Below are 21157 nucleotides of genomic sequence, written 5' to 3'. Positions count from 1 at the left end.
TTATTTTAATGTCACATGATTCATTATAATAAACTTTAAAGGGCAATAACAACATTAGGAGGCGATTGAATTGACGGTAACCGCTATAGTGGGAGCGAATTGGGGAGATGAAGGCAAGGGGAAAATGACAGATGCGTTAGCTGCCAAATCCTCATTTGTCGTACGTTATCAAGGAGGCAGCAATGCTGGGCATACGATTATTAACAGCTACGGTAAATTCGCGATGAATATGCTGCCGTCTGGCGTCTTTTATCCAGAGATTACGAACGTCATCGGCCCAGGCACTGCTCTTGATATTGAAGTGCTGCTGCGGGAGAGGACTGAGCTGATAGCACGAGGAGTACCGGAGCCGCAAATTCGAATATCCGAACGAGCACAGGTTGTACTGCCTATTCACCGCTTATTTGACGAGCTGGAGGAGGAAAGGCTTGGCTCAAACGGCTTCGGATCGACGAAAAGAGGCATTGCTCCATTTTATTCAGATAAATATGCGAAGCTTGGCGTACAAGTTGCGGATCTGTATGATGAGCAGCGATTGCTGCAGCGTTTAGAGCAATCCTTGGCAGCCAAGAATGTACTGCTTGAGCAGTTGTACAATAGAAAGCCGATCAAAGTGGAGGAGCTTCTGACCGTGCTGCTCGAGCAAGCGGAGAAGCTGCGGCCTTTCGTTTGTGATACAACGAAGCTGTTAAATGATGCGTATCGAGCTGGAAAGTCGATATTGCTGGAAGGACAGCTTGGGGCGCTGCGTGATCCGGATCACGGCATCTATCCTTACTCCACATCATCGTCTACGCTGGCGGGCTTTGCGCCAGTAGGCGCGGGTCTTCCACCCTATGCAATTACGAGAATTATTGCGGTAGTTAAGGCATATTCCAGCTGTGTTGGAGCCGGACCGTTCGTCAGTGAGCTGACAGGTGCGGAGGCTGATGAGCTTCGCCGTTTGGGGGGCGACGCAGGAGAATTTGGCGTGAATACAGGGCGCCCGCGCCGAATGGGGTGGTTTGATGCGGTGGCTACGCGTTATGGCTGCATGCTGCAAGGGGCTACGGAGGTTGCGCTGACCAATCTTGATGTTCTAGGATACTTAGATGAAATTCCAGTATGCATAGGTTATGAATTGGGTGGACAAATCATTAAGGACTCATTCCCAGTGACAGCAGCGCTTGCTTCCGCTAAGCCAGTGCTTAAGCGTTTGCCAGGCTGGAACTGCGATATTTCGCAAGTTACAACTTTTGAGCAGTTGCCTGAGGCAGCGCAGCAATACGTTCAGTTTGTGGAAGAAGCTATTGGCGTAAAAGTTGCAAGCGTATCGGTAGGTCCGCGTCGTGAGCAGCTAATCACACGATAATTTAGTAAAAGAAAAGCAGAATCCTAATTGGATTCTGCTTTTTTGGCGCGTGGCCATAGGCTATAGCTAAAGCTGATGGCAAAATCAATGACGAGTATGATCGACCATAAACGAAGCGTGTTAAATAAAACCTCCGTTCGCACCGCATCGCCGACCATTAAAATCATACCATACAAAATGGCGGCGCCTATCACCCATGCGAGCAAGTGATGCAGCCAGCCATTTCGCTCGTAGCGAGCATGATCTTTGCCATATTTCGGCTTGCGAGCAGGAGCAGGTCCGCCGGCAAAGCGATGAGCGAACCTTTCATCAGCCCATTTGATCATTCGATGACCCCAAGCGATGGAAACCCCGATATATATTGCAGCCAAGCTATGTGCGAAGGTAGCTGTTGCGCCGCCGCGGAGATCATAAATAGTGGCAATAACCAATGCCAAATCGATGAGAGGTGTTGCAATCAAAAATATAGCGCCAAGCTTTTTTAAACGGAAAATATAGCGGCATAATAAGCCGATAAGTACAAATAACCAAAATCCTATCTCGCAGCCGATAATAAAAGCGGTAATCATGTGAAGATCTACTCCTTCTGTTAAAATAGGTACATGCATTCAAAAGAATGAACTGAATCGTTAATTAGGGAAGGGTATGAATAAACGATGAAAAAAATACTCGTTGTTGGAAGCATAAATATGGATATCGTTAGTCAGGTCGAAAAATTCCCGCTCCCGGGTGAAACAATCTCCAGTGCAGCTACCTCGTTTTTTCCGGGCGGCAAAGGGGCAAATCAAGCGGTTGCAGCGGCTCGCGCAGGTGCGGAATGTGTGATGATCGGCGCAGTTGGCGAGGATCCTTTTGCTCAGACATTGATCACATCTTTACAAGATAATGGAATTTCCACTAGTCAAGTATTACGCAAGCAAGGAACATCAGGTTTCGCTATTATTACTGTGAATGGTGAAGGCGAAAACCATATAGTTTTATCTGAGGGTGCGAATGGTCAACTGACAGACAAGGATGCAGCCGCGGGTTATGGAGAGTGGTCGGATATTTATGCCGTGCTGCTTCAAAATGAAATACCGTGGGAGACGACGCTATCCGTCATGAATAGTGCTAGCAGCAGCGGCAGTAAAGTATTTTATAACCCTGCCCCGGCAAGGGCTATTCCTGAGCATGTTTTTCCGCTTATTGATACTCTTATTATAAATGAAACCGAGGCGGCTGTTGTTACGGGCTTAACGGTAAACGATGTTTCCTCAGCGCAAGCGGCAGCAGAAGTAGTCATGGGCAAAGGAACAAAAAACGTCATTATTACATTAGGGGAGAAAGGCTGTTTCTATCAAAATAAGCAAGGCGACACAGCTACGATTCCTGCGTTCAAAGTAAAACCTGTTGATACGACGGCAGCGGGCGATACTTTCTTCGGTGCATTCGCCGCTGCAAGCGCTGATGGATGCCAGGCTGAACAGGCTTTGATCTTTGCTGCAGGAGCAGCAGCACTAGCCGTTACGAAGGAAGGTGCCCAAGCATCGATTCCCACTAAAGCAGAAATTGAAGCTTTTCTTCAAAGCGAACAGAAAAATTAAAAATAGGCTTGCTAAAACTAATGGCATTAGTTTATTATAAAACTAATATCATTAGTTTTTGTTGAGGAGGCCATTTGAAATGAGAATGACACGCGAGAAAACGGTTGTACAGCTGACCTATTTACCGAAGGTATTTCCAGTAAATTGTTACTTGGTAGAGGAGGCGGAAGGATTGACATTAGTGGATGCCGCACTTCCAAACAACGTCAATGCCATCCTGAGGGCAGCGGAACAGCTTGGCAAGCCGATTACCCGTATTGTTTTGACTCATGCTCATGCGGACCACATTGGTTCGCTCGACGGGCTGAAAGAAAGGCTTCCAAATGCACAGGTGTTTATATCCAAGAGAGATGCAAGACTGCTTAGCGGTGATCATACGCTAGATCCTAATGAGAGCAGCTTGCCCATACGTGGCGGTTTGCCTAAAAACGTTCGAACAAAACCTGATGTTTTGCTCGTGGATGGTGATCGCGTGGGCTCTTTGCTTGCGGTAGCTGCACCGGGACACACGCCTGGTTCAATGGCATTTCTAGATACGAGGAATGACATTCTCATCGTAGGAGATGCTTTTCAAACTAGAGCAGGCGTTGCAGTATCAGGACAGATAAAGCTGCTGTTTCCTTTTCCAGCAATGGCTACTTGGGATAAACAAACGAGTTTGGAGACGGCTCGAAGGTTAAGAGATTTGAAACCATCGTTGCTCGCTGCTGGCCATGGCAACATGGTGCTGCAGCCTAAACGTTTATTGGATAAGGCGATTGCCACAGCGGAACGTTCTTTGGTTAAATAAATAGGAGAGGGGGGGATTCTATGTCACCTAGAAGAGGGCTTGATTTGGCGACTATCGTAGAGGAAGCAGCTGCCATAGCAGATGAGCTAGGCATCGAAGAGGTTACGCTGGCGACGCTTGCCAAGAAGCTTGGAGTGCGTTCTCCTTCATTATATAACCATGTGGATGGATTAAACGCTTTGCGCATCCAGCTGGCTATCTACGGTTTACAGAAGCTGCTTGCAGCGATAAATGAATCGTTACAAAATAAAGAAGGCGATGAAGCAGTTCATGCTATTGCTTCTGCCTACATTTCTTTTGCAAGAAAACATCCAGGCGTGTATGAGCTGACGCTGCGCTCGCCAGATGCGGATGAAGCAGAATATGCAGCAATTGGAGAGCAACTTGTGGATTTGCTCGTTAAGACGCTAAGCTATTATGAACTTGTTGGATATGACAAGGCCATTCACCGTGTACGGGGATTGCGCAGCTTGCTGCACGGATTCGCTTCGATTGAACAAAAGGGTGGATTTGGCATGCCGCAGGCTATCGACGAAAGTTTAAAAATTGTCATCCAAACGTATTTGAACGGTCTCCGCGTTGAATCATGATAGAAAAGAAGCAGGAGCCAGAGATGCTTAATGGAGTGGATTGGCTCCCGCTTCGATATTAATTTAAGGTTTGTTAGCTTTCCAAATATATTTGTATTCTTTTACGCCTAGTTTTCCATTGATTTGATTCTCTTCAACTTTGGCGACGAAATCCTTGCTTAATGAAGGATCAGTATAGTCAGGATTCCCGGGAATGCCTGTGAGAAACTTAGCAAATTCATTTGTGTCTGGAAAATAGAAAACAGCTTGATTAAACTCTTCAATTTGAATATTTATAAATCCATTACTGTGCAATCTTTCTTTGACCATTTCTAGTGCGCCTGAGTGTATACCAAATATCGTACCTCCCGAGCGTAGTATTCTGCTGTGATTCAAAATGGACGTTGGTCCGCGCCTATCGTAAATTAGATCAAATTGTCCGTCGGTGAATGGCAAATCGGTTTTTGTAGTCGCGTAAATAAACGATATATTATGAGCGTGGCTCTCATCTTTCATGGAGTTGGCAATCTTAATCATTTCAATTGAATTATCGAATCCAACAATCGACTTAGCATGACGTGACATCTTTAGTGTAAAATCGCCGTGTCCGCAACCCGCATCAAGAACCGTATCAAATGCAGGCAGCATTTCAACTAATCTTTCTTCAAATAATTGCTCAGCTGAAATGCCTTCGATCGTAAATACCGCATTGCTTCGATATCCGCCATTTTTTCGTGCAATTCGATCGTACCATTCTATCCCCATCCGTTTATCCTCCTAGACTACTCGAATATGTTCTCACTGGCTTACTCCTTAGGTACATAGAAGCGATATGATAGCAGGCTCAATAGCGATGGGCTCTATCGTCGATTCGAATCTTTCTTGAACAAATCCGTCGCGATTAATTAAAAACTTGGAAAAATTCCACTTGATCCCGTCCCCAGCAAATATTTCTGGGTATTTCTCCTGCAGGAAATGCTGCATCCATTGTCCGCTCGCAGTCTCTGTGTCAAAGCCTTGGAACGGAGCTTGCTGCGTCAGATATTGAAATAATGGAAGAGCTGATGCTCCTCTCACATGCGTTTTCTCAAACAGAGGGAACGTAACTTTGTAGTTGATGTCGCAAAATTGCTTCACTTCAGAATTGCTGCCTGGCTCTTTCTCGTTGAATTGGTTGCAAGGAAAAGCGAGAATTTCGAATCCTTGTTCCTGATATTTTTCGTATAACACCTGCAGATCATTGAATTGACGTGAATAACTGCATTTGCTTGCCGTGTTGACGATCAAGATAACTTTTCCATGGTAGGATGACAGCTTTACTGTTTCTCCGAAAATGGAGATCGCTTGAAAATCATAAATCGACATGTGGTTAACCTCCCTGTGTTACTGATTTATTTTTTCCTCAATAACTGCGCAATATGGAAACCATTTGTATGATTCAATCTATCATATAGCCAAATATTCTATTGGTCTAATATATAAAGAAAATAATGGTTATAGGCAAATGCAATAAACTGTCGATGCCATTAGCAATAATTATAAAGTTAACTAATTATGCAGGAAAGAAAAATCCACATCCTCGTGAGGTTGTGGATTAGAAATCAACTTAATTTTTTGATTATAACAGAAGCATTTACATTTGTTTGAGTGCCACCGGTCAGAGTTTGCAGCGTAACGGCAGCAGTTGAACTATGATTTCGCAGTGTGAGAATACTTCCAGCCGCTAGAGCCATAATAGACTGCCCATTATTTTGCTGAGTACCAGCTCCTGAACCATATATGGATCCTGTAACTAGCGTACCATTTGAAAATAAGGCGAATTGATTTGGTTCTACTCCCGGCACTGAAAAAGTAACTTCGTAATTTCCAGTGGTGGAAACAGTAATCTGACTGGTTCCAGGGGAATGCGTAATGCCGGGTGTGAAAATAACACTTGTATCAAAAGTAATATCTGCCTCCACCGGAACCGTTTGAGCACTGATATTATAAATATATCCCGAACCTATTGGGGGAGAGATAGGGTAAATGATCGGCATTCATATTCAACTCCTTATTTATGATTAGAAGCTATGTAAGGAATTAATAACCTCTAATGAAAAACAATGCCGACAATAAAAAAAGAAGTATTGTCGGCACCAAGTCAACAAATTAGGTTAGTTTACTACAAATTCGATTACAATTGGAGTCAAAGGATCGAGTGTATCACCGTCTGGAATAGTAATAGCAGTAGTCGTAACCGTTGATGTGTCTGCAGTTTGAATCTGTGCATTAATATATAGATTGTAGTAGGCGGGAGCAGTTGGAAATGCTGTTGCTGCTGTACCGGTGTCATTCGTTGTTGCTGTTGCAAGAATATTATACGCAGCACCGACTCCAGTTCCGTCCCCTGCTGTGGCACTAAATCTTCTGGCAGCCATGAATGGTTTTGTGATTGGCATATATATCACCTCTCTTCTCTCTACTAACTTATGCTAGTATTCGAAAAAGGGAAGGTTTGAATCGCGGAGTTTAATAGATTGAACTAAGGAACAACGATAGCCGAGAATGTAACGGTTTCGAGAATGATTGGCGTTCCCGAATAAATAGTTTGATTATCGAGATTAATGTTCAAATTATTTTCATTAATGATATACAAACTGCCTGCTTGCAGTATCCCATTAATATAGAGATTGCTATAGCTATTTGGATCATTGCCTACAAATGCGGTTATGAATGCTCCCTCATCGTTTGTAAAATCATCGGCTGGAATAGTGAGTTGGGATTCGGCATCTGAGGTCATCTTATAAAAAAATCTTTGGGCAGCTGGTAAAATGATAACAGAAGGGACGATAATAGATCCCGATTCGCCTTGGGGCCCTTGAGGACCTTGTGGTCCTTGAAGACCTTGAGGTCCCTGAGGTCCTTGAGCACCTTGAAGTCCTTGAAGACCTTGAAGACCTTGAAGACCTTGTGTACCTTGATGTCCTGGAGACCCCTGCGAACCTTGTAGCCCTCGAGATTCTTGTGAGTCATGTTGATAGGCAGCATGAGGCTTCTTCTTGAAATTAATGATCTTTTTGTGCTTTTTCTTTCTTTTTATTGGGCATATACGAATTGTTTTCTTCTTTGTAGCGAGTGGATTTCCCAAGCTCATTCATACCTCCCTAAATATTAAACTATATAGGGTATGATATGACGCTATCGAACAGCGGTATGGACTAAACGTCCATTACAATTAGGCTGTAAACTATTTAAATGAAAATAGGTAACGGAGTAACCAACTGTTCCAATATAACTCTATTCATTCATCACGCAAAAAAGGAGCTGCTGTACAAGGCTTATAGCCTCGAACAGCAGCTCCTTCAATATTATAATTTCAACCGCTTAGTAAGCTTGTTGAATTAATGCGGCAGCGCCGATTAGTCCAGCGTCCTGCTGAAGCTTGGCGGGTACGATAGCCGTTTCCCTGCCTGATGGGTTAAGCGCGTTTTTGGATACATAGTCTCTAACGGCTGCAAAAAGTGGTTCGCCTACTTGTGATACGCCGCCGCCGATAACGATTTTGTTCGGATCAAGAATATTGATTAGCGATACACAGCCCATGCCGATTGTTTTGAATACACGGTTAACGAGCTCGGACATTTGGGGGTCGCCTTGCGCCGCCAGCTCAAATGCTTCTTTGGAAGAAACGTCTCGGCCGAGCAGCTCCGTCGCTTGACGGGCAACGGCTGTACCGGAAGCGACGACTTCCCATGGCGTACCGGCTTGATCCATAATCATAAAGCCAGCATCGCCGGCATTTCCTGTTGATCCAGTAAGCAGCTTGCCATGCATAAAGATGCCGGCGCCAATGCCTGTGCTTATCGTAATAAAGATGAAATGCTCGGAATCCTGTGCAGCGCCGACCCATTTCTCAGCAAGGGCAGCAGCGGTGGCATCATTCTCCATCTTAATCGGTAGCGGCAGATGGGCTTGCAATGCGTCTACAACGGGGAAACCCCACCAGCTTTTTAAGTTTGGAGGGCAAGTCAGCTCACCCTTGATCGTATTAAGTGGTCCGGGTGCACCTACTCCGACTCCTTTAAGCGTCTCTAGTGATAGCCCATTTTGCTCGGCCAGCTGCTTTACCGCGTCTGCAACCTGCGCAAGCATGTCTGCGGGCGTGATCTGCAGATTAGTTTTTAATGAACCTTTCGCAATAACGTTTCCTTGCTCGTCTACGAAGCCAAATGCTATTTTTGTTCCACCAATATCAATTCCTACTGCAATACTCACGTAATACCCTCCAATGATATGAAAATGACTGTGAACCTTTGAGAAAAAGTCTATCATACTACAGGAATATTAGAAAGAACCGAACGTATCAGTGCCTTTTGGAAGCGTATGCTTTTTTGATCAACTAATGCTGTACAAAAAGTGAGGAGTGTAGTAATATCCAATCGAATGAAGTGCTTGAGAGAGGATCCTTTGCGGCGCAAGGGGTCCTCCGTGCGTATATCATCAACCTAGAGAAGAAGGTAGCTGCCCAAATGGAATCCGAGGCCAAGGAAAGTTCGCGAATCATGAAGTTCGGTATGCCAATGACTGCAAATGTATGGAGAAATGCCCGCATCGATTTAGGTGCATCCTGTCTTTTCAGCTTATTTAATGTCGTCATGAACCAGTTCTATGTAGCATTCGCGATTCAACAAGGAGCAAGCAATTTTCAAGTTGGATTATTGTCAGCAGCACCTGCCGTTGGTTTATTGTTTTCACCATTTTGGGCGTCTTGGATTGAGAAAGCGAATAACCCCAAGCCGTTCGTCGTCATTCCTAATGCCATCGGCAGATTACTGCTGCTGTTGCCGGCTTTTTTCGCTTATCCATCCTTGTATGTAGTGGCTGCGCTTGTATTTCAGCTGTTAATGGGCATTCAGGCTCCTGCATATGCGGCATTAGTATCGCGCATGTATCCTTCTGATTTGCGCGGAAGACTAATGGGGTATGTCCGGGTGGCAATGGGGATTATTATGATCCCGCTTGCTTACTTTGTTGGCAGCTGGTCGGATGCCTTTGGGCCGTCAGGACCACTCATTGCGGCTTCCATTGCGGGTTTTCTTTCTATAAGTCTATTTAATACACTGAAGCTGCCAGTACAGAAGGCACCTGATAAACCTGCTTCTCTGAAAAAAACGAGCCGATTCCCGCTTCAGGAGCAGTGGAAGCTTATTAGAGAAAATCGAACGCTAGCTGTTTTTTTAGCGGCGACTACACTTACCGGGTTTGGCAATATGTTTGCAAATCCGTTGTATCAAATTATACAGGTAGATGTGCTTCAGCTTTCCAATTTGCAAATTGGTTATGCTCGTGTCGCTTATTTTACAGCGCTGCTGCTTACGTTCTGGATAGCGGGCTGGATGATCGATCGCATCGATATTAAATATACGCTGTTATGCGGCATTGCAGCTTACGCTATAGTGCCGATGTTATATGGGCTTTGGGGCAGCTATGCCGCGGTCATAACCGGCAATGCGATACAAGGAATCGGGGAAGCGATTTGGGATATCGGCATATTGGCATTTGTCTTCCGACTGGCGCCTGGCCGGGAAGCAATGGTTTTCGGGCTGCATTTGATGCTTTTTGGCGTTCGAGGAACGATTGGGCCGACTTTAAGCACATCGCTTTCGCATAGTGTATCTCTGTCATTGCTGCTGGTTATTGCTTCTATATGCGGATGGATCGGTACGTTTCTATTTATATCAGGCAATTGGAAGCGGAACCCGCTCACTCAAAAAGGTTAATTTTCGCTTCAGTTTACGTTCATCTCATGTTCATAATCGAATGCTAGAATGTTATGAATAGAAGCTATTCATTACATATTCGTAGGAGATGAACGATATGAACAAATGGAAAGTGATGCTTAGCGCTGTCGTTATCGCTGCTGCTTTGGCAGGCTGCGGAGCTCAGGACGAACAGGTTTCATCCGATCAGCAAGTGGATGCTCAGGGCAAAGTACAGCGGAATGGAGCCAGAGCGGGCATGGGGCAGATGGGGGCTCAAGCGGATTTGATGGGTAAAGTGAAATCGGTGGATGGCCAAACGATTACCCTCTACAAATCGGCTATGGGACAAGTCGGTCCGCCGCAAGGGGATGGAACGGGCAATATGCCTGGAGCGGGCGAGGGGCAGCAGCCTCCAGACGGCGCTGAACTTCCAGCAGAAGGTGAGGCTCCGCAACCACCCGCTGGTGATGGAACGTCTCCTGAGGGCGGCGGCAGGATGAATATGGACGCTATGTTCTCAGAGGAGACGGTGGACATTCAGGTGACAGATACGACTAAGATTATGACAGTCACCTTCGAGAATGAACAAATGGTCGAGAAAGAAATAGCGCTGGCAGATCTAAAAGCCGATGATATTTTGTCTATTATGCTAACTGACGATACGCAGATTGCAGAATCCATTACTGTTCGTATGGGAGGTTTCGGTGGTTTTGGCGGAGGCGCTGGCGGCGGCAGACAGCCAAGGCAGCAGGAGCAGCAGACAACAACCCAATAGATATCTCTCTTCGTATCGGCCTGCGGCGGTTCGAATAACACAAATAGCAATGCAGCAACTAATGCACCCTCCAAGAGCGAAGCACCTGCAGCGTTAATGCTAATTTAGTCGTTTCACCAACCTATGCACATGAGAAGTAGGCGATCTCAAAACTAGTCTACTCGCTGGTTTCTCTAACGAACTGTATTATGCTTATGCTGCAGAAAATTGCTTTTCTTTCATTTTAACGAACCGTAGTAACGTTATATTATGATTTACAGGGTATCATGAGCTGCTTTCTTCTAAATAACGATTTTGGAGTTCATTAGAATGTTAATCCATTAAGAATGCTTTAAATAAGGCTTATTCGGTTCGTAAGCTATAAGTATAATAAGGGGAGGACATCATCGTTCTTCCTAAGTCCCTTCCTATTATTAGGTCAACCAGAGCGTACTGGTTGGCTTTTTTTTGCGTTGCACACACATTCGGTAACTGCAGCTATCCAAAAATATGTCCATATCATCTATAAATGCGGCATATGTTTGCTCTGCCCCTCCGCTTATGATGAAACCACGGAAGACACCACGTCTATCCAATATCATTTTTAGGGGGACAAAAAAATGAGTAAAGCACGCAATAAGTTTTCAATGCTGCTTCTGATGGTCACAATCATTGCGCTGGTTGCAGCTGGCTGCAGCGGCAACAAGGATGGCGGAGAGAAACCAGCAGACGGCGGTAAAAGCGCCGGCAGCGGCAAAAAGACAGAAATTTTGTTCTGGTCACCATTCTCTGGCTCGGATGGCCCGTTCATGAAAAAAATCGTAGACAAATATAACGGCTCGCAAGATCAATATAAAGTGAATTTTGTTATTCAGCCAAACGGCGAATATTACAAGCAATTGGACGTGGCTCTAAGCACAGGCAAAGAAAGCCCGGACATGATGATTATGCACGTTGATCAAGTACCAACTTACGCTAGCAAAGATCAATTGCAGCCGATCGATGAGATTGCAGCGGGCGCAGGCATCAATAAAGCGGACTTTGCAGATGCAGCAACGACGTATTCGACACTCGATGGCAAGTGGTATTCCATTCCGCTTGATATTCACCCGCTTGTGATGTATTACAACAAAGATTTGTTTGATAAAGCTGGCATTGCAGCAGCTCCTACTAACCGTACTGAATTTGATGATGCGGTTCAGAAGCTGACGGATAAAGAGAAAGGCGTTTATGGTTACGTCGTTCCAACCTTGTGGCCGCAGCAGTTCATTTTCCCAACACTAGTATGGCAAAATGGCGGCGAGCTTTGGAACGGAACAGACGTAGCCTACAACTCTCCGGAAGCGGTTGAAATGGTTCAATGGCTGCGCGGCATGGTGGATAACGGCGTTTCGCCTGGGAATGTTCAACAAGATGGCGAAAACACATTGTTCCTGCAAGGAAAAAATGCGATCCAATTCAACGGCCCGTGGATGAAATCACAATTTGATGAAGCAGGATTAAATTATGGCGTTGCGCCTGTTCCACAAATCGGTAAAGCGAAGCAAGCGGTATTCGCAGGCTCCCATGGCTTCGTTATTCCAAAAAGCGTAACGGATGCAGCCAAAACAGCAGGTATCGGCGATTTCTTGAAATACGTATCCACAAATTCCATGGACTGGGCGGAATCCGGTCAAGCGCTGGCATCGAAACCTATGCTTGAGAGTGATGCGTTTAAAGCGCTAACTTTCCAAAACAATGTAGCATCGGCATTTTCTTATGTACAATTTGCGCCAAATGTATTGAACTGGGGCACGATCTCTGAGCCAATCTGGGGTGAGCTGAACAATGCATTGCTTGGCAAAAAAGATGCACAAAAGGCTCTTGATGATGCGGCAGCCAAATCGAAGCAAGCAATGAAAAAATAAATAATCGTAAGCAGCGAGGAGGATGGGAATAGCAGAGTCCGTTTCCATCTTCTAAAGCTGCGATTGCTTGTGCTAGAAAATATGGAAAGCGTCAGGGGGACTCCGTTTGAAAACGACATTAGCATCACGATTCACTTCTTTTTTATTCGTACTGCCATACTTAGCAGCATTCAGTATTTTTTTGCTGTTCCCGATTCTGTACGGCGTATATATCAGCCTTCAAAATTTCGAGCTGCTATCAAAGGAACATGAATTTGTTGGAATTGCCAACTACATCAAAATTTTCACGCCAGGCACGTATCTCAACGATATTTTTTTTAGAGGGTTGTGGGTAACCGCTCAGTTTGTCATATTTTCCGTTCCACTCTTAATCATTGTTGGGTTGTCATTAGCGATGCTTGTTAATGCGCTTCCTGCCAAAATTCGCGGTTTGTTTCGTACCTTTTATTTTCTTCCGTACGCGTTGTCAGCTTCCGTTATGGCGGTCATTTGGCTGATGATGTTCGATACGAATGCCGGTTTTCTTAATAGTATGCTTGCGAAGCTTGGCATCAACAGCATACCTTGGCTAACGGATACGCCATGGGCGTGGATCTCACTTATTGTGACGACGCTTTGGTGGACAATTGGGTTCAATATGATTATTTTTATTAATGCACTGAATGAAGTGCCAGAGGATTTCTATGAAGCTGCTTCGATAGATGGGGCAAATGCATGGAATAAATTTACGAAAATAACGCTACCGTCGATTCGTCCGGTTATGCTGTTCATTATGATTACATCGACGATTGCTTCCTTTAATATTTATGCGCAGCCTTATTTATTGACACGGGGCGGACCCGGCGATACGACGAAGGTGCTGCTCATCAATGTGCTGGATCAAGCCTTTTTACGCAAAGAAGTAGGTTCAGCTTCAGCGATGGCGATCGTTATGGCACTGCTCATTATTATTATATCCATCGTACAGTTCAAGCTGACGAGCGGCAGAAAGGGAGAGGTTTAAATGGTAAAGACAAAAAAGTTATGGCTTATCGTGCTTGCCATAATTATTGCGGTATTTTTCCTCCTCCCGCTCGTTTGGATGATTTCAACATCGTTTAAAAATGATTTCGAAGCATTGTCCGGGAAAATGAACTTTTTTCCGATAAAACCAACGATCGATAACTTCGTACAAGGCTTGACCGGTGAATTAATGAATGTACCCATTACGCGCTGGATTGTTAACTCCTTGTCGGTTGGGCTCATTGGCACCATTCTCGTACTCATTATCGATTCTATGGCGGCTTACGCATTGGCGAGATTAAACGATTTGCCGCTTCGCAGAATTATGCTTTCCTTATTTATCGCTTCACTTATGATTCCTGGCGTGCTCACGTTTCTGCCCATGTATTTGGAATTTAATGCCCTCAATTTAATCAATACGTATCCCGCACTGATTTTGCCGGCAACAGCGGGAGCGTTTGGCGTCTTTTTGCTCTATCAGTTTTTCGCTTCCTTTCCAAAGGAAATCGAAGAAGCAGCGCGTATTGACGGAGCGAACAAGTGGCAAATTTATGCTCGCATTTTATTGCCATCCGCCGTTTCAATTATGGTGACATTAGCCATCTTCACTTTTATGGGGATCTATAACGATTTTGTATGGCCGCTTTATGCGACAACATCACCAGAGATGCGCACGATCACGGCGGGCATAGCGATGATGGCAACAGGAAGCTATACCCAAAGCTACGGCAAGCTTATGGCGATGACGACAGTCGCAACGCTGCCAGTTGTTATTGTGTTCATTCTTGGACAGCGTTCCTTTGTGAGAGCTATTACACAATCGGCAGTGAAATAATCAATGATTACACCGATATGGCAAGGAGAAGAGACCGATAAGGTCTCTTTCTGTCCATGTTGGCGAGTAAGCGGAGGGAATGGCATGAAACTTAATCGTAAGCGTATAACTCTGATCGCATCTATGATTGCGGTAATTATTATTATTTTGGGGGCTTGGATCGTGAATAAAATGAATCATGACACTACGGCTGCGGGAGCTTATAATGGGCATGGCGGAACGTTCAAAAATACGTTAGCATCTATGGACACACCAGATCCGAGCATCATTTACGTCAATGGATTTTATTATATGACGTTTACGCATAACGGAACGGATATTATGATAATGAAATCGCGATCGCTCGACTTCAATCAAGCAGAGCGGAAGGTGGTATGGTACCCGCCTGTGGATACGATGTATTCAGCAAATTTGTGGGCACCGGAAATTCAATATATTCAAGGAAAGTTTTATATCTATTTTGCAGCAGATAACGGTGAAAATGAAAACCATCGCATGTATGCGCTCGAAGCGGAGACCAGCGATCCGATGGGGAGCTATGCGTTTAAAGGTCAAGTGACGGATTCGACAAACAAATGGGCTATTGACGGCCTCGCGCTTGAGCATGAGGGGCAGCTGTATTTTGTATGGTCGGGCTGGGAAGGCGATTTAAATGTACAACAAAATACGTACATTGCACCGATGAGCAATCCATACACGATTAGCGGACCGCGAGTATTGCTTAGCGAGCCGGATTTGGAGTGGGAGAGAGCAGGCGGACCTCCGTTCATTAATGAAGGCCAAGCGATTTTGAAAAAAGACGGCCGTGTATGGATTGCCTATTCTGGTGCGGGAAGCTGGACACCGTTCTATAGCATTGGGTTATTGTCACTAGAGCTGGGAGCAGATCCGCTTGATCCGGTGAAATGGACAAAAGCTGAGCAGCCGCTTATGCAAATGGATGGAGACGCTGAGGTTTACGGTCCTGGTCACAATACGTTTGTTGCCTCGCCAGACGGAACCGAGGATTGGATCGTCTATCATGCAACAAGCGGTCAAGGGGACGGCTGGAATAATCGGAAGGCGCGTGCCCAGCGGATTGAATGGCAGAAGGATGGTTTGCCTGTCTTTGGTTCTCCATTATCGCTTGCTACACCAATTGAAGTACCAGCGGGCACAGGATTAATACGCGCAGAGCATGCAGCAGCTGCTGATAAAGATAACTTAGCTTTCAGCGGGATATCCTCGTCACTTGATACGAATGCCCCATTATTAGTCCATTACACAAACGATGCGGAAACAGAGCAGCGTATTCAGGTCAATGTGAATGATGCGGTTGGTGCAGAAATTATACTTCCACCTACTAAGCCAAATGAAGTGGGATATGTATATGCTTCAATTGCGCTGAACGAAGGGCAAAACAACCTTTCTTTTATAGGAAACCAGGCAGCTAATCTGATCTCGGCGATTGAAATTCCACGTTTTGAAGCGGAGTACGCGCAGTTCTCATCAGAAAGTGAGCTTATTGAAAGCTCGACAAAATCGAATGGCCGTTCTGTTCAATTGGCAGAGGGTGATAAGGACGCGATTCGATTGGATCATGTTAGAGTTCCGATGGATGGGAAATATGCTTTACATTTAAGTGTAGCTAATGGGACTGGAAGCAAGCAGATGCTGGAGCTGAAGGTTAATGGCGGACGTGTCCAAAAGATAAGCATTCCCGCAAGCGAGTTAGATGCAGTGCAGCAGATAACCGTAAGCGTAAAGCTGAAGATGGATGACAATACTTTGCAATTTGGAAATGCAACCGGGCCGCTTGAAATCGATTATATCGATGTTGTATCCGATAAAAACTAACTAACAACTCAGGCAACGGAGGCGCTAAACATGAATATAAAAAAATGGAGCGCGCAGTGGGTCTCCTATACACTAATCGGTCTCCTGGTCATTGCCTTGACAAGCTGCGCCTCCGAGCAAGAAGCCAATCAGAAAAATGAAGAGACGAAGCCTGAGGCTATAAGGCTTGAGTACTGGACGCCGTTTAGCGGCGGCGACAATCAGTTTATGACGGAAATGGTCACACGATTTAATGAAGAGAATCCGACGATAAACGTTGTGCAAGTAAACTCTCGATTGGATGACTATTACACGAGGCTAAAAACAGCGATAATGTCTGGCAATGCGCCGGAGCTTGCGATTTTGCATCAGACAAGTTTGCCGCAGTTCGTCCAGAACGGCTATATCGAGAATCTGACAGAGCCTGCTAAGCAGATCGGGCTGGACTGGTCGGGCTTTAATCGCAATATACTTGATTCTACCATGTATGACGGAATCCCTTACGCCGTGCCGCTTGATACGCATGCGCTTGTTATGTTTTACAATAAAACCTATTTGCGTAAAGCAGGTTTACTTGATGAGGCGGATAAGCCATTAATAGGGGCAGGAGCTGCGGGATTTGAAGCTTTCCTGCAGAAGCTTAAGTCTTCGATTCCAGCCGACATTGCGCCGATGGCTCAGCCGAGTACTCGGATTGATTCCGTATGGCTTTGGTGGAGCCTTTATAACCAAATAGACGGCGGGGGCAGCTTCTATAATGAGGATGCAAGCGCTGCCGTATTCAACAATCCGCAGGCGCTGCAAGCGCTAAGCTATATGAATGATTTGTACAAGAAAGAGCTAATTCCGCCTGATATTAACGATGCATTCAAGCTTTTTTATGATGGAAAAGCTGCGGTGCTAATTACAGGGATGTGGGGAACTGGTGCATTTGAGAAAGCAAAAAATTTGGACTTTGGCGTAATTCCAATGCCTGCGTTGTTCGACCGGGCTGCGGTATGGGGGGATTCGCACACCATTGCCATACCGACCAAGCATGGGATGACGGATGAGAAGAAGCGAGCGGCGCTTACTTTTGTCAAGTGGTGTGTAGAAAATGGTGCGATGTGGGCGGAAGCGGGCCATGTGCCAAGCATGACAAAGGTCGTTGCCAGCGAACCGTTTAACAGCTTGAATTACAGAAGCTCCTATGCAGCTTCCGCAAACTATGTAGCTTATTGGCCGCGCCATGTCCGGCAATGGTCGATCGTTGAAATTTTAATTCAAGAATTTGAAAAAATGAATTATTCGGAGCAAACGCCTGAGGAAACGCTGCAAGCAGCCGTGAAAAGGGTGAACATCGAGCTGAGGAAGTAAGGAGATAGCTATGAAGCGGGTACTCGCGGTGATTGGGTGGTTCAAAAATCAGGAGCTGGCACGAAAGCTCATCCTCATAAACTTTATACTCATCGTGCTTCCACTCAGCGTTATGGGGTATTTCGCCTTCACTCGGTTTGCTTCGACGCTTGAGCAGAAGGTCGGCGACTATCAACTGCAGACCATGAAACAGCTGACGCTAAATCTGGATACTTATATGGCAGAGTTAGATCGTTTAACGCTTATGCCCTATCAATATGAGCAAATTACAGCTTTTCTAGAGAGCAAGCGAGAGCAGGGTCAGGCTTTATCACTGGAAGAGATTAAGCAATTAAACAGCTTTGTCTCCCAAGTATTTCTGAACGGCCGCATCGATATTGTAGGCGTCTCGTTATTTGGGGAAAGCGGCGCATCCTATGTTGTACTGCCAGAAAGCCAATATGTCACGACGTATCGACTAGATGAGAATGCGCAGTGGCTCCAAAACGAGAAGGGCGGCAATGGACAATCCATTTTTATTACAACCCACAATATTCAGTCTACCAGCGGAACGGTATACCCCGTGTTCTCAATTGCAAGGGAGCTGCGCAGCTTTGATAGCGGGAAAAAGCTTGGATATATCGTTATTGATGTAGATCCAACGGTCATTCATAAGATGATATCGCAGGTTACGCTCGGAACGAAGGAAGCTTTATATATTATGGATCAAGACGGTGGAGTCGTTGTCGGTAAAAATCGAACGATGCCGCAAGAGGCTTTGGGAGGCCTTTATAAGGATAAAGCGCCGGAAGGGGTTACACATGCTGCACTTAACGGAGAGCGGCAGCTCGTTTCTTACGTGACGTCATCGATCACCAATTGGACGACAGTTGGAGTCGTTCCGGTGTCGGAGCTGATGAAGGACAGTTTAATTATGCGGAATTCGATTATTCTGTTTGGTGTCATCTGTATGGGCCTTGCTATGCTTATGTCGGTATTCCTTGCGTTTCGAATAACAGAGCCGCTGCGGGGTTTGATTAGGCTCATGCGCAAGGTGGAACGCGGCGATCTTCTCGTATCCTTTCCCGTCAAGCAATGGGATGAAGTTGGCCATTTGGGCAAAGCGTTCAATACGATGGTATCCAAGCTAAGCGAGCTTGGTTACTTGCTTTATGAGACAGAGATTCGTGAGAAGGATGCGCAGATTGCGGCTTTGCAAAGCAAAATCAATCCGCATTTTTTGTATAATACGCTTGGATCGATCAGTATGTATGCAGAAGTCGACGGCAATCAAGAGGTTGTCAAAATGACGAACAATTTAAGCAGACTGCTGCGTTACAGCTTGAGCAGCCAGAAAGAGCATGTCAACCTTGAGGATGAGCTGGGACATGTCTTGGGTTACATGACGATTCAAAAAATGCGCTATGAGGATCGGATCGATTTTCGATTAGACCGAGACGAAGCTTCTTTGACCTGTACGGTCATTCCCTTAATTATTCAACCAATAGTTGAGAACGCCATTAACCATGGCATCGATCAGGGTGTGGGCAATGGGCGAATTACATTAACCTGCAAAATTGAAGAAAACGTGCTGCGTATTGTCATTGAAGACGATGGCATTGGAATGACGGAGGAGCAGCTCGCGGATATTCGCCGTCGGCTGCAGCATTCGAAGGATTTAGGAGGCAGCTCCGGCAATGGATTATTAAATGTCCATCGCAGAATTGTTCTTCATTATGGTGAATCGTACGGTTTAATGCTGGAGAGCATGCCATATCAAGGCTTGAAAGTAACGATGACTTTTCCTGCTGTATTTGAGAAGCCTGATCAAATGAAAGGGGATGTTCATGCCTAGAATCGTTATTGTAGATGATGAATCGATATTTCGAAAAGGCTTGCGCAAAATGATAATAGAACTCGACCCGGAATGGGAGGTCGTTGGTGAAGCGCGGGATGGTTATGAAGCATTGCAGCTGGTGGAGGAGCTTGAGCCAGAAGCTATTCTGACGGATATTCGGATGCCTCGCATGGATGGCATTCAATTGCAGCAGATGATGAAGGAGCGTTTTCCGCATGTGTTATGCGTCGTTATAAGCGGGTTTGATGATTTTGTCTATATTCAGCAATCGATGAGGCAAGGCGCGAAGGATTATATGATGAAGCCGATTGAGCGCGAAGAGCTGGATAAGGTGCTTCAAATGCTTAAAGAGAAAGTGCAGCTTAAACAAGGGGTTCCCGTCAGCAACCCCCATCGTGATGAGCACCGGATTAGGCAGCATGTCAGTGAACATCTGTTAACCGGCCTTCTGAAGGGCAGCGTAAATGAAGCGGATTTGGAGCTGCTTCGGACCATTGGGATTGACTTTCATCAACCTTACTTCACATGCATGGTTGTGAAATTAGACAAAAATTCAATCGGCAGTGAGCGGTATAATCAAGCTGATCCTTCTTTGTTTCAATTATATATTCAACAGCTCGTGCAAGAAGTGCTGAGCAGGAGAACAAATGGCTTTTGTTTCATCATGTCGGAGACAGAAGTAGCGGCGCTGCTAAATATTGAGGACAGCGACCAAGCGATGGCTGCCGTGCGGGAAATTGGCGAGACGATTCGCAGACAAATTACAAGCTTGTCAAATATGACGGTTACGATCGGCATAGGCCAGGTGGCAAAAGGCTTTAAATCGATATCCGATGCGTACAACGAAGCGGAAATTGCTTTGCTTCACAGGCTCATCGTTGGCGGAGATAAAGTGTTGGTCTACAGTGATTTAGGCACGGATGACCGTTTCAAAGGCGAGCTGAAAACATGGTCGTGGGAGAAGCTGGATCTGGCCATGAATGAGGGGAAGCTGGAACAGGTCGCGGCGGCAGCCCATACTTTCGTAAGTGAGCTTTGCCTTGATGCCAAAACACCGGAAACCGTGCATCAGCAGCTATGCAAGCTGCTCATTCATTATTATGAGGCAGCAGGGCGGCTGCGGCTAACGAAGCAGTGGCTGGGCATGAAGGATATGAAAACCGTTCTATTTGATATTTGCTCGATCTCTTCCAGAGAAGAGCTTATGGATGCATGCTCACAGCTGCTCGTTCGTTTAGCCGTATGTATCGCTGAGAGTACGGCGCAGCCTGAGCATGATCCAATTGAAAAATCGATTCGATATATTGAACAGCATTATTCCAAGGCGCTGACGCTTAAAGAGGTAGCTGATTCCGTCTATTTAAATGCAGCATATTTCAGCACCTTGTTCAAGAAGCAAACCGGGAAATCCTTCGTTGAGCGGCTTACTGAGATTCGAATCTTTGAAGCGAAGCGGCAAATGGTTCAAACCGATAATAAAATTGCGACGATAGCTGAACATACGGGCTTCACGAATATCCGCCATTTTAACCGTGTGTTTCGCAATGAAACCGGTATGTCGCCAAAGGAATACCGTGAAGATATCCATATCAAACCGAATGTTATGCAGAACTAGCT

20 protein-coding genes are annotated in these 21157 nt (G+C 45.5%); 13 read left to right on the top strand and 7 right to left on the bottom strand.

Annotation, left to right across the window (positions count from 1 at the left end; all coding sequences use genetic code 11):
* Window positions 1-70: 70 nt before the first annotated feature.
* Window positions 71-1351 carry an adenylosuccinate synthase gene (locus tag AC1DOV_RS20745; protein WP_477550957.1) on the top strand — a complete coding sequence of 427 codons (1281 nt, stop codon included), beginning with the start codon at window positions 71-73 and terminating at the stop codon, window positions 1349-1351.
* Between the two features lie 23 nt (window positions 1352-1374).
* On the opposite strand, the gene AC1DOV_RS20740 is transcribed toward AC1DOV_RS20745, so the two are convergent.
* Window positions 1375-1920 carry a hypothetical protein gene (locus AC1DOV_RS20740; protein ID WP_477550956.1) on the bottom strand — a complete coding sequence of 182 codons (546 nt, stop codon included), beginning with the start codon at window positions 1918-1920 and terminating at the stop codon, window positions 1375-1377.
* Between the two features lie 87 nt (window positions 1921-2007).
* On the opposite strand from AC1DOV_RS20740, the gene rbsK reads away from it, so the two are divergent.
* The 3 genes from rbsK (at window position 2008) to AC1DOV_RS20725 (ending at window position 4314) form a co-directional block, all read left to right on the top strand.
* Window positions 2008-2934 (top strand): ribokinase, encoded by a 927-nt coding sequence (gene rbsK, locus AC1DOV_RS20735; RefSeq protein WP_477550955.1) that lies wholly within the window; start codon window positions 2008-2010, stop codon window positions 2932-2934.
* A 79-nt stretch (window positions 2935-3013) separates the two neighbouring features.
* Complete coding sequence (locus tag AC1DOV_RS20730) at window positions 3014-3724, top strand: MBL fold metallo-hydrolase (RefSeq protein WP_441908367.1); 711 nt, start codon at window positions 3014-3016, stop codon at window positions 3722-3724.
* A 20-nt stretch (window positions 3725-3744) separates the two neighbouring features.
* A complete protein-coding gene (locus tag AC1DOV_RS20725) occupies window positions 3745-4314 on the top strand; it encodes a TetR/AcrR family transcriptional regulator (protein ID WP_477550954.1) in 570 nt (189 codons plus the stop codon).
* A 63-nt stretch (window positions 4315-4377) separates the two neighbouring features.
* On the opposite strand, the gene AC1DOV_RS20720 is transcribed toward AC1DOV_RS20725, so the two are convergent.
* The 6 genes from AC1DOV_RS20720 to AC1DOV_RS20695 all read right to left on the bottom strand — a co-directional run bounded on the left by AC1DOV_RS20720 (window position 4378) and on the right by AC1DOV_RS20695 (window position 8547).
* Window positions 4378-5058, bottom strand: a complete 681-nt coding sequence (locus AC1DOV_RS20720; RefSeq protein ID WP_477550953.1) for a class I SAM-dependent methyltransferase — start codon at window positions 5056-5058, stop codon at window positions 4378-4380.
* Window positions 5059-5106: 48 nt separating this feature from the next.
* Window positions 5107-5658: a glutathione peroxidase gene (locus tag AC1DOV_RS20715; RefSeq protein WP_477550952.1), complete on the bottom strand. Its 552-nt coding sequence runs from the start codon at window positions 5656-5658 to the stop codon at window positions 5107-5109.
* A gap of 236 nt (window positions 5659-5894) precedes the next feature.
* Entirely contained in the window at window positions 5895-6329 is a 435-nt protein-coding gene (locus AC1DOV_RS20710) for a BclA C-terminal domain-containing protein (protein ID WP_441876511.1), read from the bottom strand.
* Between the two features lie 117 nt (window positions 6330-6446).
* A complete protein-coding gene (locus tag AC1DOV_RS20705; RefSeq protein ID WP_076267468.1) occupies window positions 6447-6731 on the bottom strand; it encodes a DUF4183 domain-containing protein in 285 nt (94 codons plus the stop codon).
* A gap of 83 nt (window positions 6732-6814) precedes the next feature.
* A complete protein-coding gene (locus AC1DOV_RS20700) occupies window positions 6815-7420 on the bottom strand; it encodes a DUF4183 domain-containing protein (RefSeq protein WP_477550951.1) in 606 nt (201 codons plus the stop codon).
* A 236-nt stretch (window positions 7421-7656) separates the two neighbouring features.
* Window positions 7657-8547, bottom strand: a complete 891-nt coding sequence (locus AC1DOV_RS20695; RefSeq protein ID WP_441876517.1) for an ROK family protein — start codon at window positions 8545-8547, stop codon at window positions 7657-7659.
* A gap of 254 nt (window positions 8548-8801) precedes the next feature.
* On the opposite strand from AC1DOV_RS20695, the gene AC1DOV_RS20690 reads away from it, so the two are divergent.
* The 9 genes from AC1DOV_RS20690 to AC1DOV_RS20650 all read left to right on the top strand — a co-directional run bounded on the left by AC1DOV_RS20690 (window position 8802) and on the right by AC1DOV_RS20650 (window position 21155).
* A complete protein-coding gene (locus AC1DOV_RS20690; RefSeq protein ID WP_477509067.1) occupies window positions 8802-10052 on the top strand; it encodes an MFS transporter in 1251 nt (416 codons plus the stop codon).
* Between the two features lie 97 nt (window positions 10053-10149).
* Window positions 10150-10809: a hypothetical protein gene (locus tag AC1DOV_RS20685; protein ID WP_477509066.1), complete on the top strand. Its 660-nt coding sequence runs from the start codon at window positions 10150-10152 to the stop codon at window positions 10807-10809.
* A 599-nt stretch (window positions 10810-11408) separates the two neighbouring features.
* Entirely contained in the window at window positions 11409-12695 is a 1287-nt protein-coding gene (locus tag AC1DOV_RS20680; RefSeq protein WP_477509065.1) for an ABC transporter substrate-binding protein, read from the top strand.
* 106 nt (window positions 12696-12801) lie between these two features.
* Complete coding sequence (locus AC1DOV_RS20675) at window positions 12802-13698, top strand: carbohydrate ABC transporter permease (RefSeq protein WP_477550950.1); 897 nt, start codon at window positions 12802-12804, stop codon at window positions 13696-13698.
* The gene (locus tag AC1DOV_RS20670; protein ID WP_076267474.1) at window positions 13699-14532 is read left to right on the top strand and encodes a carbohydrate ABC transporter permease; all 834 of its coding nucleotides are present in this window, start codon (window positions 13699-13701) and stop codon (window positions 14530-14532) included. It begins immediately after the preceding gene.
* Window positions 14533-14616: 84 nt separating this feature from the next.
* Window positions 14617-16368 (top strand): family 43 glycosylhydrolase, encoded by a 1752-nt coding sequence (locus AC1DOV_RS20665; RefSeq protein ID WP_477550949.1) that lies wholly within the window; start codon window positions 14617-14619, stop codon window positions 16366-16368.
* A 30-nt stretch (window positions 16369-16398) separates the two neighbouring features.
* Window positions 16399-17703, top strand: a complete 1305-nt coding sequence (locus tag AC1DOV_RS20660) for an ABC transporter substrate-binding protein (RefSeq protein ID WP_477550948.1) — start codon at window positions 16399-16401, stop codon at window positions 17701-17703.
* 10 nt (window positions 17704-17713) lie between these two features.
* Entirely contained in the window at window positions 17714-19537 is a 1824-nt protein-coding gene (locus AC1DOV_RS20655; protein WP_477550947.1) for a cache domain-containing sensor histidine kinase, read from the top strand.
* Window positions 19530-21155, top strand: coding sequence for a response regulator (locus AC1DOV_RS20650; protein ID WP_477550946.1), 1626 nt, complete (start codon window positions 19530-19532; stop codon window positions 21153-21155). Before AC1DOV_RS20655 ends, AC1DOV_RS20650 begins: the two co-directional genes overlap by 8 nt.
* Window positions 21156-21157: the final 2 nt, after the last annotated feature.

This window comes from Paenibacillus sp. 01T47 (assembly GCF_056398245.1).
This window is presented reverse-complemented; position numbering and strand designations above follow the sequence as displayed.

Coding starts and splice junctions, on each gene's coding strand:
- AC1DOV_RS20660 (WP_477550948.1), top strand. CDS start 16,399: ATGAATATAAAAAAATGGAGCGCGCAGTGGGTCTCCTATACACTAATC.
- AC1DOV_RS20685 (WP_477509066.1), top strand. CDS start 10,150: ATGAACAAATGGAAAGTGATGCTTAGCGCTGTCGTTATCGCTGCTGCT.
- AC1DOV_RS20710 (WP_441876511.1), bottom strand. CDS start 6,329: ATGCCGATCATTTACCCTATCTCTCCCCCAATAGGTTCGGGATATATT.
- AC1DOV_RS20665 (WP_477550949.1), top strand. CDS start 14,617: ATGAAACTTAATCGTAAGCGTATAACTCTGATCGCATCTATGATTGCG.
- AC1DOV_RS20725 (WP_477550954.1), top strand. CDS start 3,745: ATGTCACCTAGAAGAGGGCTTGATTTGGCGACTATCGTAGAGGAAGCA.
- AC1DOV_RS20655 (WP_477550947.1), top strand. CDS start 17,714: ATGAAGCGGGTACTCGCGGTGATTGGGTGGTTCAAAAATCAGGAGCTG.
- AC1DOV_RS20720 (WP_477550953.1), bottom strand. CDS start 5,058: ATGGGGATAGAATGGTACGATCGAATTGCACGAAAAAATGGCGGATAT.
- AC1DOV_RS20740 (WP_477550956.1), bottom strand. CDS start 1,920: ATGATTACCGCTTTTATTATCGGCTGCGAGATAGGATTTTGGTTATTT.
- AC1DOV_RS20650 (WP_477550946.1), top strand. CDS start 19,530: ATGCCTAGAATCGTTATTGTAGATGATGAATCGATATTTCGAAAAGGC.
- AC1DOV_RS20730 (WP_441908367.1), top strand. CDS start 3,014: ATGAGAATGACACGCGAGAAAACGGTTGTACAGCTGACCTATTTACCG.
- AC1DOV_RS20715 (WP_477550952.1), bottom strand. CDS start 5,658: ATGTCGATTTATGATTTTCAAGCGATCTCCATTTTCGGAGAAACAGTA.
- AC1DOV_RS20670 (WP_076267474.1), top strand. CDS start 13,699: ATGGTAAAGACAAAAAAGTTATGGCTTATCGTGCTTGCCATAATTATT.
- rbsK (WP_477550955.1), top strand. CDS start 2,008: ATGAAAAAAATACTCGTTGTTGGAAGCATAAATATGGATATCGTTAGT.
- AC1DOV_RS20690 (WP_477509067.1), top strand. CDS start 8,802: ATGGAATCCGAGGCCAAGGAAAGTTCGCGAATCATGAAGTTCGGTATG.
- AC1DOV_RS20705 (WP_076267468.1), bottom strand. CDS start 6,731: ATGCCAATCACAAAACCATTCATGGCTGCCAGAAGATTTAGTGCCACA.
- AC1DOV_RS20680 (WP_477509065.1), top strand. CDS start 11,409: ATGAGTAAAGCACGCAATAAGTTTTCAATGCTGCTTCTGATGGTCACA.